General features: G+C 73.1%; 16 protein-coding genes, 1 pseudogene and 1 riboswitch. Of the genes and pseudogenes, 10 read left to right on the forward strand and 7 right to left on the reverse strand.

What is annotated here, in order from left to right:
- The 4 genes and pseudogenes from B7P34_RS21390 to B7P34_RS21405 form a co-directional block, all read right to left on the reverse strand.
- Window positions 1-312: pseudogene (locus B7P34_RS21390) on the reverse strand (hypothetical protein); the annotation flags it as partial.
- Window positions 312-2033 (reverse strand): urease subunit alpha, encoded by a 1722-nt coding sequence (locus B7P34_RS21395; protein WP_106678805.1) that lies wholly within the window; start codon window positions 2031-2033, stop codon window positions 312-314. The gene B7P34_RS21395 and the pseudogene B7P34_RS21390, both read right to left, overlap by 1 nt.
- Window positions 2026-2337 carry an urease subunit beta gene (locus B7P34_RS21400; protein WP_106678807.1) on the reverse strand — a complete coding sequence of 104 codons (312 nt, stop codon included), beginning with the start codon at window positions 2335-2337 and terminating at the stop codon, window positions 2026-2028. Before B7P34_RS21400 ends, B7P34_RS21395 begins: the two co-directional genes overlap by 8 nt.
- Before the next feature lie 12 nt (window positions 2338-2349).
- The gene (locus tag B7P34_RS21405; RefSeq protein ID WP_106678867.1) at window positions 2350-2652 is read right to left on the reverse strand and encodes an urease subunit gamma; all 303 of its coding nucleotides are present in this window, start codon (window positions 2650-2652) and stop codon (window positions 2350-2352) included.
- 738 nt (window positions 2653-3390) lie between these two features.
- Window positions 3391-3565: riboswitch (cyclic di-AMP (ydaO/yuaA leader) on the forward strand.
- Between the two features lie 4 nt (window positions 3566-3569).
- Between B7P34_RS21405 and B7P34_RS21410 the strand changes: the two genes are divergently transcribed.
- Window positions 3570-4040 (forward strand): C40 family peptidase, encoded by a 471-nt coding sequence (locus B7P34_RS21410; RefSeq protein WP_106678809.1) that lies wholly within the window; start codon window positions 3570-3572, stop codon window positions 4038-4040.
- A gap of 104 nt (window positions 4041-4144) precedes the next feature.
- On the opposite strand, the gene B7P34_RS21415 is transcribed toward B7P34_RS21410, so the two are convergent.
- Entirely contained in the window at window positions 4145-4585 is a 441-nt protein-coding gene (locus B7P34_RS21415) for an ATP-binding protein (protein WP_106678811.1), read from the reverse strand.
- A 289-nt stretch (window positions 4586-4874) separates the two neighbouring features.
- On the opposite strand from B7P34_RS21415, the gene B7P34_RS21420 reads away from it, so the two are divergent.
- Both B7P34_RS21420 and B7P34_RS21425 read left to right on the forward strand, forming a co-directional pair.
- Complete coding sequence (locus tag B7P34_RS21420; protein WP_106678814.1) at window positions 4875-5753, forward strand: helix-turn-helix domain-containing protein; 879 nt, start codon at window positions 4875-4877, stop codon at window positions 5751-5753.
- A 9-nt stretch (window positions 5754-5762) separates the two neighbouring features.
- Entirely contained in the window at window positions 5763-5993 is a 231-nt protein-coding gene (locus B7P34_RS21425) for a DUF397 domain-containing protein (RefSeq protein WP_106678816.1), read from the forward strand.
- A 13-nt stretch (window positions 5994-6006) separates the two neighbouring features.
- Here B7P34_RS21425 and B7P34_RS21430 read toward each other — a convergent pair whose 3' ends face one another.
- Window positions 6007-7167 carry an 8-amino-7-oxononanoate synthase gene (locus tag B7P34_RS21430; RefSeq protein WP_106678817.1) on the reverse strand — a complete coding sequence of 387 codons (1161 nt, stop codon included), beginning with the start codon at window positions 7165-7167 and terminating at the stop codon, window positions 6007-6009.
- Window positions 7168-7360: 193 nt separating this feature from the next.
- Between B7P34_RS21430 and bioB the strand changes: the two genes are divergently transcribed.
- From bioB to B7P34_RS21460, 6 genes are all read left to right on the forward strand, one after another.
- Window positions 7361-8584, forward strand: coding sequence for a biotin synthase BioB (gene bioB, locus B7P34_RS21435; RefSeq protein ID WP_106678819.1), 1224 nt, complete (start codon window positions 7361-7363; stop codon window positions 8582-8584).
- Window positions 8577-9884 (forward strand): adenosylmethionine--8-amino-7-oxononanoate transaminase, encoded by a 1308-nt coding sequence (locus B7P34_RS21440; protein ID WP_106678821.1) that lies wholly within the window; start codon window positions 8577-8579, stop codon window positions 9882-9884. The genes bioB and B7P34_RS21440 overlap by 8 nt, the downstream gene beginning before the upstream one ends.
- A gap of 212 nt (window positions 9885-10096) precedes the next feature.
- Window positions 10097-10813, forward strand: coding sequence for a dethiobiotin synthase (gene bioD / locus B7P34_RS21445; protein WP_106678823.1), 717 nt, complete (start codon window positions 10097-10099; stop codon window positions 10811-10813).
- A gap of 143 nt (window positions 10814-10956) precedes the next feature.
- Window positions 10957-11682 carry a class I SAM-dependent methyltransferase gene (locus tag B7P34_RS21450; RefSeq protein WP_106678825.1) on the forward strand — a complete coding sequence of 242 codons (726 nt, stop codon included), beginning with the start codon at window positions 10957-10959 and terminating at the stop codon, window positions 11680-11682.
- A gap of 211 nt (window positions 11683-11893) precedes the next feature.
- Window positions 11894-13246, forward strand: coding sequence for a hemolysin family protein (locus B7P34_RS21455; protein ID WP_106678827.1), 1353 nt, complete (start codon window positions 11894-11896; stop codon window positions 13244-13246).
- Entirely contained in the window at window positions 13243-14259 is a 1017-nt protein-coding gene (locus B7P34_RS21460) for a hemolysin family protein (RefSeq protein WP_106678829.1), read from the forward strand. Before B7P34_RS21455 ends, B7P34_RS21460 begins: the two co-directional genes overlap by 4 nt.
- Window positions 14260-14409: 150 nt before the next feature.
- On the opposite strand, the gene B7P34_RS21465 is transcribed toward B7P34_RS21460, so the two are convergent.
- Window positions 14410-15360 (reverse strand): NAD-dependent epimerase/dehydratase family protein, encoded by a 951-nt coding sequence (locus B7P34_RS21465; RefSeq protein ID WP_106678831.1) that lies wholly within the window; start codon window positions 15358-15360, stop codon window positions 14410-14412.
- Between the two features lie 168 nt (window positions 15361-15528).
- Between B7P34_RS21465 and B7P34_RS21470 the strand changes: the two genes are divergently transcribed.
- Window positions 15529-16242 (forward strand): TetR/AcrR family transcriptional regulator, encoded by a 714-nt coding sequence (locus B7P34_RS21470; protein ID WP_106678833.1) that lies wholly within the window; start codon window positions 15529-15531, stop codon window positions 16240-16242.
- Window positions 16243-16303 lie beyond the last annotated feature (61 nt).

Genomic DNA, 16303 nt, shown 5'->3' on the forward strand with positions numbered 1-16303 from the left:
GGCGGGCGCGGGGGTGCGGGCGTCCGCGGCGTCGTCGAGGGCGAGCGGGTCGAGCCCGGCCGCGGCCGCCGCGGCGAGGGCGGCCGCGGTGAGCCCGGCGGTGTGCAGCCGCCCCCGGCAGAACTCCTCAAGGGTCGGCCCGTCGGTGATCCGCCCGGCTTTGACGGCGGCCTCCGCCCCGCCGGAGTGCGCGTGCCCTCCGGCGGGGAAGCGCCCGTCCGCGAGGACGAGGAGGGCGGCGAAGCCACCCGTCACCGTCCCGGCCCGTGCCGGGGGTGCGGGGGACTCCGCGGTCTCGGTCGTCGTGCTCATCAGAACAGGAAGTAGCGCTGGGCCATCGGCAGTTCCGCCGTCGGCCGCGGTTCGATGACTTCGCCGTCGACGGTGACGGTGAACGTGTCGGGGTCGACCTCGACCCTCGGCCTGGCGTCGTTGTTGCGCATGTCCGCCTTGGTCACGCCGCGCGTGGACCGTATGGGAACGAACCGCTTGCCGAGCCCCAGCCGCTCCGGGAGCCCGTCGTCCATGGCCCACTGGGTGACGAAGTTGAGGGAGTTGGAGGCGGGCGCGCGGCCGTGGGCGCCGAACATGGGCCGGGGCAGGACGGGTTGCGGGGTGGGGATGGACGCGTTGGCGTCGCCCATCTGCGCGTAGGCGATCTGGCCGCCCTTGATGACGAGCTGCGGGCGCACGCCGAAGAAGGCGGGGTCCCAGAGCACGAGGTCGGCGAGCTTGCCCTGTTCGACGGAGCCGATCTCGTGGTCGAGGCCCTGCGCGACGGCGGGGTTGATGGTGTATTTGGCGACGTAGCGCCGGGCCCGTGCGTTGTCGGCGGGGCCGTCGCCGGGCAGGGCTCCGCGCCGTGCCTTCATCACGTGCGCGGTCTGCCAGGTGCGCAGGACGACCTCCCCGATGCGGCCCATGGCCTGGGAGTCGGAGGAGATGATGGATATGGCTCCGAGGTCGTGCAGGACGTCCTCGGCGGCGATGGTGCCCGGCCGGATGCGGGATTCGGCGAAGGCGAGGTCTTCGGGGACGGCCGGGTTGAGGTGGTGGCAGACCATCAGCATGTCGAGGTGTTCGTCGACGGTGTTGACGGTGTGCGGCCGGGTGGGGTTGGTGGAGCTGGGCAGGACGTTGGCCTCGGAGACGACGGTGATGATGTCGGGCGCGTGCCCGCCGCCGGCGCCTTCGGTGTGGTAGGCGTGGATGGAGCGGCCGGCTATGGCGGCGAGGGTGTCGCCGACGAAGCCGGCCTCGTTGAGGGTGTCGGTGTGGATGGCGAGCTGGGCGCCGCTCTCCTCGCACACGGCGAGGCAGGCGTCGATGGCGGCGGGCGTCGCCCCCCAGTCCTCGTGGATCTTGAAGCCGACGGCCCCGGCCCGCAGCTGGGCGCGCATCGAGTCGTACGAGACGGTGTTGCCCTTGCCCAGCAGGCCGATGTTGACGGGGTAGCCCTCCATGGCCTCGAACATCCGGGCGAGGTGCCAGGCGCCGGGGGTGATGGTGGTGGCCTTGCTGCCCTCGGCGGGCCCGGTGCCTCCCCCGAGGAGGGTGGTGACGCCGGAGGCGAGGGCCTCGTCGGCGGCCTGCGGGCAGATGAAGTGGACGTGGGCGTCGACGGCGCCGGCGGTGAGAATCTTCCCGTTGCCGGCGATGATCTCGGTCTCGGGGCCGATGACGAGGTCGGGGTGGACGCCGTCCATGGTGTCGGGGTTGCCGGCCTTGCCGATGCCGGTGATGCGGCCGTCGCGGATCCCGACGTCGGCCTTGACGATTCCCCAGTGGTCGAGGACGAGCGCGCCGGTGATGACGGTGTCGGGGGCTCCGTCGGCGCGGGTCGCGCGGGACTGGCCCATGGACTCGCGGATGACCTTGCCGCCGCCGAAGACGGCCTCGTCGCCGGCGTGGCCGGGGCCGCCGCTGCGGTCCTCCTCGATCTCGACGACGAGGCCGGTGTCGGCGAGGCGGACGCGGTCGCCGGCGGTCGGCCCGTAGAGGTCGGCGTAGGCGACGCGGCTGAGCTCACTCATCGAGCGGTCCCCCGCACTCGCCGCGCAATCCCTCGACGATGCGCTTGCCGCCGATGGGCACGAGGTCGACCTGGACGGGGATGCCCGGCTCGAAGCGGACGGCGGTGCCCGCGGCGATGTCGAGGCGCTTGCCGCGGGCCGCGGCCCGGTCGAAGTCGAGGCCGGGGTTGGCCTCGGCGAAGTGGTAGTGCGAGCCGACCTGCACGGGGCGGTCGGCGGCGTTGAGCACGGTGAGCCGGGTGCGGTGCAGGCCCTGGTTGAGGGCCACGGGCCCGGCGGCGTGCAGGATCTCTCCGGGGATCATCGGTCCGCCCCTTCAGCAGATGGGATCGTGGACGGTGACGAGCTTGGTGCCGTCGGGGAAGGTGGCCTCGACCTGGACGTCGGGGATCATCTCGGGGATGCCCTCCATGACCTCGCCCCGGGTGAGCACCTTGCGTCCGGAGGACATGAGCTCGGCGACGGTGCGGCCGTCCCGGGCGCCTTCCAGGACGTGCACGGTGATGAGGGCCACCGCCTCGGGGTGGTTGAGGAGCAGACCGCGGGCCTTGCGGCGCGCGGCGACGTCGGCCGCCACGTGGAGGAGCAGGCGTTCCTGCTCGCGTGGGGAGAGTTGCATGCGTGCCACCTCACTGTCGTCCCGGGGGTCCCGGATGGACACACCGGGCCGCCACCCGAAGTTCAACACGGTGTTGACCTGGGGTTCTTCGGCCGGGGGCCAGGGATTGCAGATTAGGGCCGAACCTTTTCCAACGCGTTAACTCACTCTTTGCGTTGTCATGGCCAGAGCACTGCGGGCCCGCTGTCGCATGCATCTACTGGATCATCTGGGCCGGATCATGGCCGTCCGTCCGCACGACACGTACCGCCGGCTACGGGCACCGCAGACGCCGCCGTCGCCGCGCCGGGGCCGCGGCGCGGTTCGCAGGCGTGTGCGAACCGGGCGAACGGGAGATGTGAACGGGCCGTGCCGACGCGGGCGGTACGGGGCTCCGGCGCAGAGCGCCGGGGGCGAAGGGATCTCCGCGCCATGTGCGCCGGAGGGCCGGGGGTCCGCACGCGAATAAACCCGGCTCCGCCCCATGGAGGATCACGGCGTAGACGGGGCGCGGTGATCGAATTGGGGCGGACGGCCGGATTGCGCCCGGCCGGGTACGAACCGCCGCAGGCCAGCGCCTCAGCCGGCTTGGGCCGACATCACCAATTCGCCCTGTGTCCACCGGAATTGCCCAGAAGTGATCAGCCTCACATACCCCTGGTTCCGCTCGGAATCCGCACGACGGCTGCGCCAAGATCCCTGCGACGACAAGACCCCGCCACCCCGGCGGGGCGGTCCCGGCGGACGCCGAACCCTGCCGCCGACGGGATGCCGGGTCGACTTGAGTGCACGGCAGGGATGGAGGACCCAAGAGTGGTGGGACGACCAAGAGTAGTGCGGTCGGCCCTTGGGGTGAAGCCGTTACGACGGCCGGGCAACCTTCGCCTGCCCGAACCCGACAGGTCATCCTTCACAGGCGGCTGACGAAGGGTTAGCGCATGGGCGCGCACAAACGTCCGTCGAAGCTGTCCAGGGCCGGTGCCGCATCGGCCCTCACTCTCGCCGCAGTCGGTGCCACGGTGCTGGCCCCGGGCGGCGCGGCAGAGGCGGAGGCGTCTTCCGTCTCCACCACGGCACTCCGGATCGCGGCCTCGAAGCAGGGCTCCCCGTACCAGTGGGGAGCGACCGGACCCCACCGGTTCGACTGCTCGGGCCTCACGCTCTACTCCTTCAAGCGGGCCGGCAAGTCCCTGCCCCGCACCGCCGCCCAGCAGTACAACAGCACGCAGCACATCCCGCGCTCCGCACGCGAACGCGGCGACCTGGTCTTCTTCATCTCCGGGCGCGGGATCTACCACGTCGGGATATACGCCGGGGACGGGAGGATCTGGCACGCGCCCAAGACGGGCGCGGTCGTCCGCCTGGAGCGGATCTGGACCAACAGCGTCCTCTACGGCCGGGTCGACTGATCCGCTGATCCCCGGGTCCCCGGACGAACGGGCCCGGGACCGCCCCGAAGGAGTCCGAGGCCCCCCGCACCCCGTGCGGGGGGCCTGGCCGGCCGGAGGGGAGTTCAGCGCTCGGCGCTGACCGGCACGGTCCAGGGGAGGGAGATCCACACCGTCTTGCCGCCGTCGGAGGTCGGCGTGAAGAACAGCCGGCCTCCGTACTCCGCGGTGAGACAGCGAATGATCACCATGCCGCGGCCGTTGTCCTGCTGGACCGCGGCGGGCAGCCGCCGGGGAAAGCGGGGGTGGCTGTCCGTGACCCCGATGCGCAGCTGCTGGTCGCGGTCGAGGCGGACGTCCACGGTGAAGGTGGGCGACTGTCCCCGGGTGTGCTGCACGGCGTTGGTGGCGAGCTCCGAGACGATCAGGCGCACGGTCTCGGCGGTGTCCGTCCCGCCCGGCAGCCCCCAGTCGGCCAGCACCCCCGCGACATAGCGCCGCGCCGTGGACACCGAGCCGGGGGCGCTCGGCAGGGTGACGGTGGCTTCTTGGTGGTCTGCTGCCATGGCGGTGGCCCTTTCAGCCGAGGTCCCGCCGAAAGCCGGACCCCCGTGCACCGGCGGTCAGGGAGCATGCCGTACGTCAGTGGGGGTCGTGAGCGGCCTCGGGCGGCTCTGGGCGACAGCCTGCCACTGATAACGCCTGTGATGGGAGCGATCCACCAAGATATGCATATATCTGTCGCTCAAAGCGGTGAACTCTACGACGAGCGACCGTATTCGCCCGGCACACTGGGCTATTGACACTGACGTATGACAGTGACAGTGACAGTGATCTAGGGGAGGGCAGGGCCGAATGCGGTACGGACCTGCGGTGCGCCGCCGCAAGCTGGGCGCGGAGCTGCGCCGCCAGCGCGAACTGGCCGGGCTGACGAGCCTGGAGGCCGCCCGCGCGGTGGGCTGGCACCAGTCGAAGGTCAGCCGGATCGAGACGGGCGCCAGTGGCGTGAAACCGGCGGACGTGGCCCGGCTCCTGGACGCCTACGGGGTCACCGACCCCGAACTGCGCGCGCTGCTGGGGGCGCTGTGCGGCGCGGGATCGCCCGTGCCGGGCGAGGGCGCGGGGGCCCGGCGCGGCTGGTGGTACGCCTACCGCGACCGGCTGCCGCCCGCCTATCTGGACTTCATCAGCCTGGAGTCGGAGGCGTCGCGGTTAAGCACCCTGGAGACCACCGTGGTGCCCGGCCTGCTGCAGACGCCCGCCTACGCCCGGGCCGTGACGCGCGCGGCGCTGGGCGATCCCGCCCCGGAACAGGTCGAGGAGCTGGTGCGGGTGCGCATGGCGCGGCAGGCGGTGCTGCGGGGCGAGCGGCCGCTGGAGGTGTGCGCCGTGCTGGACGAGGCGGTACTGCGCCATGAGGTGGGCGGGCCGGAGGTCATGGCCGGGCAGTTGCGGCATCTGGTGGAGACGGGGTCGCTGCGGCACGTGCGGTTGCACGTCCTGCCGTTCTCCAGCGGCGGCCATATCGGCATCACCGGACCTTTTGTTATCTTCTCATTTCCGCGCATTGCTGATCTGGATGTGGTTGTTCTCGACCACTTGACGAGTAGCCTCTACCTGGAGCGGAAAGAAGACCTCCGGGCGTACGGCGCGGCATTCACGACGCTGCGCGAACACGCGCTCTCGCACGAGAACTCACTGGAATTCATCGCCGGGATCAACGACGGCGCGTAAGGAGGCACCATGTCCGCAATGCCTCGGTACGTACCTGCCGCCCCTTCGCTTCTCCGCGGCGCCTCGTGGCGGCGCAGTAGCTACAGCACCGGATACAACAACTGCGTCGAGACGGCCGGGCCGCTCCCCGGCAGCCTCCTCGCCGTGCGCGACTCCAAGAACACGGCCGGTCCCGCCCTGCTCTTCCGCTCCGCCTCGTGGGCCTGCTTCGTCGAAGGGCTGCGCGCCGGCCTCCACTAGGACCGCCGCGGGCTCACACGGCCGGCGCGGTCCGCACGATCGCGTCGGCCGCCGCCGTCACCTGTCCGTCCGACAGGTCCGCCCGGGCGGTCAGCCGCAGCCGTGAGACGCCGTCCGGCACGGACGGCGGCCGGAAGCAGCCGACCGCGAAGCCGGCCTCCCGGCAGTCCGCCGCCCACCGCACGGCCGCCTCCGGCGAGGGCGCGCGGACGGACACCACCGCCGCGTCGGGCCGCACCGCCTGGAAGCCCGCCGCCACGATCCTGCGGTGCAGCTCGGCGGCGATCTCCCGGACGCGGGCCGCGCGCTGCGGCTCGCGGCGCAGCACCGTGAGGGCCGCCAGCGCGGCGCCGGCCGCCGCCGGGGCGAGCCCGGTGTCGAAGATGAACGTCCGGGCGTTGCTCACGAGGTGCCGGATCACACGCGCGGGGCCGAGCACCGCACCGCCCTGGCTGCCGAGCGACTTCGACAGGGTGACCGTGGCGACGACGTCGGGATCGCCCGCGAGCCCCGCCGCGTGCACCGCGCCGCGGCCGCCCTCGCCGAGGACGCCGAGCCCGTGCGCGTCGTCCACGAGCAGCGCCGCGCCGTGCTCGCGGCACGCCGCGGCCAGGGCGGTCAGCGGCGCCGCGTCGCCGTCGACGGAGAAGACGGAGTCGGTGACGGCCAGGGCGCTGCCGGCGTGCGCGGCGAGGGTCTTGCGGACGGCGGCGGGGTCGGCGTGCGGCACGATCGCCTTCTCGGCGCGGGCGAGCCGGCAGCCGTCGATCAGCGAGGCGTGGTTGCCCTCGTCGGAGACGAGCAGGCCCCCGCCGGCTCCGCCGCCCGGGCCGGCGAGCGCGGTGACGGCGGCGAGGTTGGCGGTGTAGCCGGAGGAGAACACGAGCGCCGCCTCGAAGCCGCAGAACGCGGCGAGCTCCTCCTCCAGCCGCGCGTGCAGGGCGGTGCTTCCGGTGACCAGGCGGGAACCGGTCGCGCCCGCTCCCCACTGCCGGGCGGCCGCCGCGGCGGCCTCGGTGACCTCCGGGTGGCGGGTGAGGCCGAGGTAGTCGTTGCCCGCCAGGTCCACCAGCGGCGCGTCGGCCCCCCGCGGCCGCAGGGTCCGTACGAGACCGGCCGCGAGGCGCCGCTCGTGGTGGGCGTCGATCCAGCCGAAGGCGTCGTCCTGAGGCATGCGGCCGTCCTTCGCGTTCCGGGGAGCTGGGGGCAGGTTCCGCCGGTGCTTCTGTGGAGCCCGGATAGAACCTCCCTAGAACGTAGCGGCCGTCACTCCTGGTCAGGGTGTGGCAATACACACACATCAATCAGCCCCTGTTGTGTAATCCCTACCTTGGCCGGGGACGCGGCCGTGAGCGAGGATCACCGCCATGGACCTGCTGAACACGCTGGTGGACAAGGGGCTGCGGCGCGAGCTGCCGACCCGTGAAGAGGCGCTCGCCGTACTGGCGACCTCCGACGACGACCTGCTCGACGTGGTGGCCGCGGCCGGCAAGGTGCGCCGCAAGTGGTTCGGGCGCCGGGTGAAGCTCAACTACCTCGTCAACCTGAAGTCGGGGCTCTGCCCCGAGGACTGCTCGTACTGCTCGCAGCGGCTCGGCTCCAAGGCCGAGATCCTCAAGTACACCTGGCTCAAGCCGGAGGACGCCTCCAAGGCCGCCGCGGCCGGTGTCGCGGGCGGCGCGAAGCGGGTCTGCCTGGTCGCCAGCGGGCGCGGGCCCACGGACCGGGACATCGACCGCGTCTCGAAGACCATCGAGGCGATCAAGGAGCAGAACGAGGACGTCGAGGTGTGCGCGTGCCTCGGGCTGCTCTCCGCCGGACAGGCCGAGCGGCTGCGCGCCGCGGGCGCCGACGCCTACAACCACAACCTCAACACCTCGGAAGCCACCTACGGCGGCATCACCACCACCCACACCTACGCCGACCGCGTCGACACCGTGCAGCAGGCCCAGGCGGCGGGCATGTCCGCCTGCTCCGGCCTGATCGCGGGCATGGGCGAGAGCGACGAGGACCTGGTCGACGTCGTCTTCTCGCTGCGCGCGCTGGACCCGGACTCCGTGCCGGTGAACTTCCTCATCCCCTTCGAGGGCACGCCGCTGGCCAAGGAGTGGAACCTCACGCCGCAGCGGGCGCTGCGCATCCTGGCCATGGTGCGGTTCGTCTGCCCGGACGTGGAGGTCCGGCTGGCCGGCGGGCGCGAGGTGCACCTGCGGTCGATGCAGCCGCTCGCCCTGCACCTGGTCAACTCGATCTTCCTCGGCGACTACCTGACCAGCGAGGGCCAGGAGGGCAAGGCCGACCTGGACATGATCGCGGACGCCGGGTTCGAGGTGGAGGGCGCGGGCGAGACGACCCTTCCGGCGCACCGGGCGGACGCCGTCGCGGCCGCCGCGGGCTGCGGCGGGGGCTCGTGCGGGCCCTGCGGGGACGACTCCCCCGAGGCCGCTTCCGTCGAGGCCGCTGCCCCCGAGGCCGCTGCCGTCGAGGCCGCTGCCCCCGAGGCCGCTGCCGTCGCCGACCAGGACGCGCGTACGGACCTGGTCGCCGTGCGGCGCCGGGGCGCGGGCACGGACCTGCCGCCCAATGCCTGAGCCGCTGACCGCCGGTGAGCTCCTCGCCCTCGACCGGCAGCACGTGTGGCACCCCTACGGTCCGATGCCGGGCCGCCAGGAGCCGCTGCTCGTCGCGTCCGCGTCGGGGGTGCGGCTGCGGCTCGCCGAGCCGGCCTGGGGCGTGGACGAGCTGATCGACGGGATGTCGTCGTGGTGGTCCGCCGTCCACGGCTACAACCACCCCGTCCTCAACGAGGCCGCGCGGGCGCAGCTCGGGCGGATGAGCCACGTGATGTTCGGCGGGCTCACCCACGAGCCCGCCGTGCGGCTCGCCGCCCGGCTCGTGGAGATCACCCCCGAGGGCCTGGAACACGTCTTCCTCACCGACTCCGGCTCGGTGTCGGTCGAGGTGGCCGTCAAGATGTGCCTGCAGTACTGGCGCTCGGCCGGGCGGCCGGAGAAGCGCCGGCTGATGACGTGGCGCGGCGGCTACCACGGGGACACGTGGCAGCCGATGGCCGTGTGCGACCCCGACGGCGGGATGCACGAGCTGTGGTCCGGGGCGCTCCCGAAACAGGTCTTCGCGGACGCTCCGCCGGCCCCGTCCGGCGACCCCGAGACCGTACGGGCGTACGCGGCGCACTTGCGCGAGACGGTCGCGGCCCATGCGCACGAGGTCGCGGCGGTCATCGTCGAACCGGTCGTGCAGGGCGCGGGCGGGATGCGCTTCCACGACCCGGAGTTCCTGCGGGTCCTGCGCGAAGCGTGCGACGAGCACGACGTGCTCCTCGTCTTCGACGAGATCGCCACCGGCTTCGGCCGTACGGGCCGGCTGTTCGCGGCCGAGCACGCCGACGTCACGCCCGACGTGATGTGCCTCGGCAAGGCGCTCACCGGCGGCTATCTGACGATGGCGGCGACCCTGTGCACGACGCGGGTCGCGGACGGCATCTCGCGGGGCGAGGTGCCGGTGCTGGCGCACGGTCCGACGTTCATGGGCAACCCGCTCGCCGCGGCGGTCGCGTGCGCCTCGATCGACCTCCTCCTCGGCCAGGACTGGCAGACGGAGGTCAAGCGGATCGAGGCGGGCCTGCGGGACGGCCTCGCCGAGGCGGCGTCGCTGCCCGGCGTCCGGGACGTCCGGGTGCTCGGCGCGATCGGCGTCGTCCAGCTCGACCACGAGGCCGACGTCCCGGCGGCGACACGGGCGGCCGTCCGCGAAGGCGTCTGGATCCGGCCGTTCCGTGACCTGCTGTACGTGATGCCGCCGTACGTGACGGACGACGAGGACGTGGCCCGGGTGTGCGCGGCGGTGTGCGCGGCGGCCCGCGTCGCGTGACGCGGGCCGCACCGGCGAGGCCGGGGCGAGGCCCGTCCGGCACCGCCGGACAGCACCACGGTGGCTGATCACCGCTGCGGCGGAGGAATACAGCGCTGCTGCGCATCTTGTTTTCCGCCGCAGCGGCGCTCGGCCGAGACGGCGCAGCCCGGCGGTGCCGGACAGCCCTCGGCCAGTGACCAGGAGCAAAAGAGAGAAGGCTGAGGACGCTCATGTCCGTACTCGTCGTCACAGGGACCGGCACCGAGGTCGGCAAGACCATCGTCACCGCGGCCGTCGCGGCGGCGGCGCGTGCCGCGGGCCGTAGCGTCGCCGTGCTCAAGCCCGCGCAGACCGGTGTCGCCCCGGGCGAGCCCGGCGACGTCGCCGAGGTGCGGCGGCTCGCGGGGGACGCGGTGACCGGGGAGGAGCTCGCGCGGTTCCCCGAGCCGCTCGCGCCGGGCACGGCCGCGGCCCGGGCGGGCCTCTCCCCCGTGCGCCCGCCGGAGATCGCGGAGGCGGCCGCGCGGCTCGCGGAGAGCCACGACCTGGTCCTCGTCGAGGGCGCCGGCGGCCTCCTCGTCCGCCTGGACGAGGACGGCGCGACCCTCGCGGACGCTGCACGCCTGCTCGGCGCACCGGTCCTGCTCGTCGCGCAGGCCGGCCTCGGCACCCTCAACACGACCGCCCTCACCGCGGAGGCGCTGGACGCGCGGGGCCTGCGCTGCGCGGGCGTCGTGATCGGCAGCTGGCCGGCCGCCCCGGACCTGGCGATGCGCTGCAACCTCGCCGACCTGCCGGAGGCGGCCGGCGCCCCGCTGCTGGGCGCGGTCCCGGAGGGCGCGGGCGCCCTCCCGCCGGAGGCGTTCCGCACGGCGGCCCTCACCTGGCTGGCGCCGGAGCTGTCCGGCGCCTGGGACGCCGAAGGCTTCACCGCGGCCCACCGCTGACCCCACTCGCCACGGCCGCCTCACGCACCCCGCCCGCCCCAACTGCCGCGACAGCAGCGGAGCTTGCGGCGCGGCGACGGTGCGAGCCGGTCCGGCCGGGGAACAATCGCGGTAGCCGTCGTCCCCGGAAAGGGGTGTGTGCCATGCCGCCGCTTCGGAGCACCAGGTTGCCGCACGACGCCGTGCACCATCCGGTCTTCGCCCGCTTCTACGCGAAGGTGAGCCCGATCATCGACGAGCGGGCGGGCATCGGCGAGCACCGGCGCGAGCTGCTGGCCGGCCTGTCGGGCCGGGTGATCGAGATCGGCGCGGGGAACGGCCTGAACTTCCCCTTCTACCCGCCGACGGTCTCCGAGGTGGTGGCGATCGAGCCGGAGCGCGGCCTGCGCCGGATCGCGGTGGAGGCGGCGGTGCGGGCGGGCGTGCCGGTGGACGTGGTGCCGGGCGCGGCCGAGGCGCTGCCGGTGAAGAGCGAGGCGTTCGACGCGGCGGTGACCTCGCTGGTGCTGTGCTCCGTACGGGATGTGCGGCGCGCGCTGGCGGAGCTGCGGCGGGTGCTCCGGCCGGGCGGTGAGCTGCGGTTCTTCGAGCACGGGCGGGCGGAGGGCCGGGCTCTGGCGGTCACCCAGTACGCGCTGGACCGGACGGTCTGGCCGGTGCTGTTCGGCGGGTGTCACACGGCGCGGGATCCGCTGGCGTCGATCGAGGCGGCGGGGTTCGAGCTCGGCGCGTACAGCCGGCTGCGGGTCCCGCAGACCCGGGTGCCGACCCCGGCCTCGCCCTGCGTCCTGGGCGTGGCCAGACGGCCCGCCGTACCGGGCCCGGCGGGTTCTGCGGGTCCGGCGAGTCCGGCGGGCGGTCGCGCGTGAGCCCCCTCCCCTGAGTCACGCTTGAGCCCCTCCGCTGAGGGGCTCCGCTCGGCACCGGGGGCTTTTGCCGGTCCTTTACCATGGGTGGACAGCTTCCCGTACGACATGAAAGGTGTGAGCGTCCGCCCATGGGCGAGCCTCCCAGTAGCCCCCGCAGCCGACATCGCGCGGTCCCCGTCCCTCCGTCCGATCATGGAACGGAGGTGAACCGATGACCGAGGTAGTCCTGCTGGTGGTCGCCCTGCTGCTGACGCTGGCCTGCGCCGTCTTCGTCGCGGCGGAGTTCTCGCTCACCACCGTCGAGCGCGCCGACCTCGAGCGCGCCGCCGAGAACGGCGAGCGCGGCGCGGCGGGCGCGATCCAGGCCGTGCGCAGCCTCACCTTCCAGCTCTCCGGCGCCCAGCTCGGCATCACCGTCACCGGCCTGATCATCGGCATGATCTCCAAGCCGTCCATCGCGGCGCTGCTCACGGGCCCGATGGAGGCGATCGGCCTCGGCGCCGCCGCGGCCTCCTCGACGGCCCTGGTGCTGGCCACGGTGCTGTCCACCGTCGTGCTGATGGTGGTCGGCGAGCTCGTTCCGAAGAACTGGGCGATCTCCCGGCCGCTGCCGGTCGCCAAGCGGGTCGCGGGCCCGCAGCGCGCGTTCTCCGCCGCGTTCCGCCCGCTGATCCGGCACCTGAACAACACCGCGAACCGGACCCTGCACCGGATGGGCCTGGAACCCGCCGAGGAGCTGGCCTCGGCGCGCGGCCCGCAGGAGCTGGCCGCGCTCGCCCGCCACTCCGCCAAGGAGGGCACCCTGGAGGCGGACGCCGCCGAGCTGTTCGTGCGGACCCTGAGCCTCGCCGACCTCACGGCGGAGAACGTGATGACGCCCCGCGTCCAGGTCATCGCCCTGGACGCCCAGGCCACCGCGGAGGACGTCGCGAACGCCACCCGCGCGACCGGCCTGTCCCGCTTCCCCGTCTACCGCAACAACCTCGACACGGTCGTCGGCATCGCCCACATCAAGGACGTGCTGGCGATACCCGCCGACCGGCGCCCCCGCCACCCCGTCGCCTCGATCCTGCGCGAGCCCCTGCTCGTACCGGAGTCGCTGACGGTGGACCGGCTCCTGGACCGGCTGTCGGGCAAGCGCACGATGGCCGTCGTCATCGACGAGTACGGCGGCACCGCCGGCGTCGTCACCCTGGAGGACATCGTGGAGGAGGTCGTCGGCGAGGTCCGCGACGAGCACGACCCCCGCGAGGTGCCCGACCTCGCGCCCACCGGCACGGACCCCGGCGGCCGCCCCCTGTACGACGCGGACGGCGCGGCCCGCACCGACCAGCTGGAGATCATCGGGCTGCGCGCGCCGGACGGGCCGTACGAGACCCTGGCCGGTCTCGTCGCCACCGAGCTCGGCCGGATCCCCGTCCGGGGCGACACCGTGGAGGTCGCGGGCTGGCGCGTCGACGTCGTCGACGCGACCGGGCACCGCGCGGCCCGCGTCCGCCTGACCGGGCCGCCCGCGGACGCGGGCACCGGCACCGGCACCGAGGTCCCGGAGGCCGGCCGATGACGTTCGTCCAGTTGCTGATCGGCCTGGCGACGCTCGTCGTCAACGCCTTCTTCGTGGGCGCGGAGTTCGCCCTGATCTCGGTGCGCCGCAGCCAGATCGAGCCGTACGCCGACCGGGGCGACCGGCGCGCCCGCAGCGTCCTGTGGGGCCTGCGGCACATCTCGGCGCTGATGGCCGCGGCCCAGCTCGGCATCACGCTGTGCACACTGGTCCTGGGCGTGGTCGCCGAGCCCGCGATCGCCCACCTGCTGGAGCCCGTCTTCGACGTGCTCGGCGTGCCGCACGGCCTGGTGCACCCCATCTCGTTCGTCATCGCGCTGGCCGTGGCGACGTACCTGCACATGCTGTTCGGCGAGATGGTGCCGAAGAACATCGCGCTGGCCGAGCCGGTGCGCACCGCCCTGCGGCTCGGCCCGCCGCTGGTCGCCCTGGCGCGGGCGCTGCGCCCGTTCGTCTTCGCCATCAACTCCTTCGCCAACGGCCTGCTGAAGCTGTTGCGGGTGGAGCCGAAGGACGAGGTGGCGGCGACGTACTCGGACGACCAGCTCGCGCGGATCGTCGCCGACTCCAGCGCGGCCGGCCTGCTCGACTCGCGGGCCACGGAGCGGCTGCGCGACGCCCTGGAGCTGGGCAAGCGCCCGGTGCGGGACGTGGTCACGCCCGTCGAACGGGTGGTCTCGGCGCCCCTGGGCGTCACCCCCGAGGGGCTGGAGCGGCTGGCGGCCGACTCCGGGTTCTCGCGGTTCCCGGTGGTGGACACGGCGGGCCGCCTCCTGGGCTACCTGCACGTGAAGGACGCCCTGGACGCCCGGCCGCGGGACTTCCCCTTCCCGCTGCAGCGGATGCGCCGGATCGCGACGGTCCCGGCGACGACGCCGCTGGACGACGCCATCACCACGATGCGGGGCACGGGCACGCACCTCGCCGCGGTGATAGGCGAGGACGGCAAGCTGGCCGGCCTCGTCACCCTGGAGGACCTGCTGCGCGAACTGGTGGGCCGCCCGGCGCAGTAACGCGCACCGACGGCGCCCTCGGCCGCCCCGGCCCGCGCGGACGCTGTTGACGCATTCGGCCCGGTCTTGCAGCGAGCCCGCGCTCACTGCAAGACCGGGCTGGTGCTCAACCGCAGCGTTGCAGGGTTCAGAGGGCTCCGGTGTCCGCGGTCAGTGCCGGGCCCGGGCAAGGAAGGCCTGGTACCAGGCGAGGGTGTCGTCCAGGGTCGCGTCGAAGGCGACCGGCTTGATACCGAAGGTCTCCTGGATCGCGGTGGAGTCCATCACCTGCGGTTCGGTGTGCTGGTAGAACAGCTCGGCGTAGGAGTCTATGAACACCTCGTCGAACGGCCCGAAGGGGCGCGGCTCGCTCATGATGGTGATCTTCAGGGGCTGCCCGACCTTCCGCTCGATCTGCTGGAAGATCTCGCGGGTGGACCGGGTGGGAGCGGTGGGCAGGTGCCAGACGCGGCCGTCGCCGTCGGGACGTTCCCCCAGGGTGGCCAGGCCGGCGGCGACGTCGCGGATGTCGGTGTAGCTGTGAGGCAGGTCGATGTCACCCAGGCCCAGCACGTCGGTTCCGGTCAGGGCGCCGGGGAAGACGGCGCCGCCCAGGGTGGAGTTGAGCACGCCGGGGCCGACGAAGTCCGCCGAGCGGCCGAGCACGACACGGGCCCGGCCGTCACGGTGCGCGGCCAGGTACTTCTCGTCGAGGGCGGCCCGCATCCTGCCCTTGGCACCGGTCGCGTTCCAGGGGGTGTCTTCGGTCATGACCTGACCGTGGGTTTTGCCGTAGGGGTAGAGGGTGTCAAGGACGACGAGGCGCGCCCCGGCGGTCTCCACCGCGCCGAGGATCGCGTCCTGGATGCCGGGCATCACCTCGACCTGCAGGTGATAGGCGACATTCACGCAGTGGTAGACGACACCGGCGCCCTCGATCGCCGTCAGCGCTCCCTCGATGGTGCTCACATCGCCCCTGCGACGTTCGACTCCGTCGATGGGCTCCCCGGCCCCCGAGCGGTCGACGAGACGGACCCCGTGCCCACGGCGGGCGAGTTCGGTGGCAACGGCGGTGCCCGCGGGGCCCGCACCCAGGACGACGTGGAAATCAGCGGCATTCATGAGAGATGTCCTCCGGCTCTTCGTACGGCTGTTATCCGCGCGAGGCGGCCTGTGCGTTACGATGAATCACATCTGTTAGACACCATAACTCTCCCGGGTGCGGTTCGGGCAAGGTCTACCGAGTTCTCCGGACCCGGGACACCGGACAGACAGCACAGGAGGACCGTCATGGCCGCCGCAGCATCCAGCCCCCGGGTCCGCTACCGGGAGCAGACCCGCGCCCAGATCAAGGAGATCGCCCTGGCGCAGCTGGCCGAGGGCGGAGCCTCCGCCGTGGCCCTCACCCGCATCGCCAAGGAGATCGGGCTGTCCGGCCCGGCCCTGTACCGGTACTTCGCCGGCCGCGACGACCTGCTCCACGCCCTGGTCCGGGACGCCTACGACGACATCGCCGCCGCGATCCGGCACGCGGCCGCCGACCTGCCCGACAGTCCCGCCGCCGCCCTGCACCGCCTGGCCGATGCCCACCTCGACTGGGCCATCACCGAACCCCACCGTTACCTGCTGATCCAGGGCAACCCGATCCCCGGCTACGCCGCCCCGCCCGACACAGTGCGCCGCGCCCGCGCCGGCATGGGCCCCTTCGTGAAGGTCTTCGCCGCCGGCCGGCCCACCGATACGGTCCAGTCGGTCGTCGACGAAATGACCACCTGGCTGCACCAGGACGAAACGGCCGCCGACTGGCTGGGCGAGTACGCCGGCCTCACCCCCGACGACCCGAACGCGGGCTGCGCCCTTGCCGGCCCGGTGCTCGCTTGGTCCCACCTGCACGGCACCGCCCACCTGGAAGTGTCCGGCCAGTACACGGGCATGGGCCACCACGCCCGAACCCTCCTGAGGGCCCAGATGAGCATGCTGGCCACCGCCTTCCGCCTCTCCTGACCCGCCTCCGCCCTGCGGGCGGGCGGCGGCCACGAGGTACGAGGGCACTCCCCGTCATCTT

It is taken from the genome of Streptosporangium nondiastaticum (genome assembly GCF_003011965.1).
GTDB lineage: Bacteria > Actinomycetota > Actinomycetes > Streptomycetales > Streptomycetaceae > Streptomyces > Streptomyces nondiastaticus.